The sequence below is a fragment of the Helicobacter sp. 12S02634-8 genome (assembly GCF_002272865.1).
Lineage (GTDB): Bacteria > Campylobacterota > Campylobacteria > Campylobacterales > Helicobacteraceae > Helicobacter_J.
Window position 1 is genome coordinate 1 of sequence record NZ_MLAP01000039.1, and the last position, 1,732, is coordinate 1,732.

Annotated in this window: 3 protein-coding genes; 2 read left to right on the forward strand and 1 reads right to left on the reverse strand. The window is 37.9% G+C overall.

Annotation, left to right across the window (positions count from 1 at the left end):
- Positions 1 to 66 precede the first annotated feature (66 nt).
- Complete coding sequence (locus tag BKH46_RS09420; RefSeq protein WP_143428959.1) at positions 67 to 252, forward strand: hypothetical protein; 186 nt, start codon at positions 67 to 69, stop codon at positions 250 to 252.
- A gap of 65 nt (positions 253 to 317) precedes the next feature.
- Complete coding sequence (locus tag BKH46_RS09220) at positions 318 to 857, forward strand: DciA family protein (RefSeq protein ID WP_095226530.1); 540 nt, start codon at positions 318 to 320, stop codon at positions 855 to 857.
- 58 nt (positions 858 to 915) lie between these two features.
- Here BKH46_RS09220 and BKH46_RS09225 read toward each other — a convergent pair whose 3' ends face one another.
- Entirely contained in the window at positions 916 to 1,392 is a 477-nt protein-coding gene (locus BKH46_RS09225) for a phage virion morphogenesis protein (protein ID WP_095226531.1), read from the reverse strand.
- Between the last annotated feature and the right edge of the window lie 340 nt (positions 1,393 to 1,732).

The window sequence follows — 1,732 nt, forward strand, 5'->3', positions numbered from 1 at the left end:
GTTTTCAAATTCTTCATACCAATGATAGCATATTTCTTATGGTTTTGATCCACAAAAACTCGCAAAATGCAAGAGGATAAGGGGATCTATTATACCATAGAAGAATTTGAGAACTGCCTAAAACTATGCAGAGGAGGGGGCGAATTGGTGCCATATTATACCATAGAAGAATTTGAGAACTGCCTAAAACTAAATATCAATAAAATCTCTTGGAGTTCGCATTATACCATAGAAGAATTTAAATATTATTGACAACAATGGATTGGATAGTTATCGATACCCAATAATGATATGCCATAAAATGACTTGATAATTCTATGCCCCTCACACCCCCTACTCAAATCCTATGCAAGCATACAGAAATGGCACAAGCCCCGATAGGAGAATCCACTTTTGAAGGCTTAGCCCTAAGAATCTCACTGAAAAACTATGTCAAAAAGAGCTTGGGAGAGGAGCTTGCAGAGCATATCACCTATTGTTCTATCAAAAACAATACATTATTCATCATCTTAGACCACACCTCTGCACTTAGCCTTTATCGTATCAGAGAAAAAGAGCTTTTAGACAATCTGCGTAAGTGGTATAAAGATCTCAAAAAAGAAGCCCCTAAGGCGTATTGGACAAAGGTCAAAGCCCAATTGAGTAATGATTTTAAGATATTTGCAGAAAAGCCATCGATACAAACTCAAGATTCATTTTTAGAAGCAGCAAAGGGGGATTTTAAGATCGAGTGCAGCAATCCCAAGCTCAAAGAGAAGTTTGAAAAAATCAGAGAAGCCATCAAGGCTAATCAAAACAAACGCCCTCAAAGCACTGCGACAGATGGCCCTGAAGTGGTTGTGATGGGGGAGTTTTAGGTAGAGATTTAATCGCAAAAAGGCTACCAAAAGAAAGACAAGAATAAAAAAGCCCTTTCTAAACCCCCAAATACTTCCAAATAAACCCCTCGATCTCTTTTTCTAACCCTTGAGGTAACTCGCCTTTGTTGTTGATAGGCAGATAAGGGCGAGCAGGGATTTTGACTTTTTTATCTTTTCCCCCATAACCTCCAAATTGATGGATAGCTGCGTAGCCCTTAGAAACATTTGTGCCTAAAATCACAGAATTGCTTGCTATCTTTGTGCCAATGCTGCGTCTTAGATGCTCGCTGACTTGCAAGATATCGCTTTGAGAGAGCTTTCTTTGTCTTAAGAGCTTGAGTTTGGTCGCAGGGGCTCTGTCTTGCCAAGCTTCTCCAAAAGGGCTTTTCTTGTTTTCAAAGCTTTCATCAGATACAGATTCTAGAGTTTGGGCAGTTGTTTTTAAAAGCTTTGCCATTGATTCAGACTTTTTAAAGTCTTGCAAGGCTTTGATGTCTTTGATGAGTCTTTGGAATTCTTTGAGATTTGGCATTGAGATCCTTTTGGTTGAAATATCTAAAAAATAGAGTATAATAAGTGTATAAATCTAGTCCGAGTCCAATGACACAGTCTTTGTTGAGAGCTAAGCCAACAAAAAGGGTAATGGCAGGCGTGATGTGCTTCCTGTCGCTAGATTTTATTTTTGATGGGACTTAGCCCCATCTATTATATTTTGCGATTGCTTTTTAATAGACTTTGTAAAAATATTTCTTCTTCTCCCTCGTCATTTATTGCCTTTTTAAACACAGCTCGGTAATAATTCCCCAACTTAGCAAAATAAACAATATGGTATTTCCTGCTCTCTTTGGTTTTATATACACCACTTAACATAT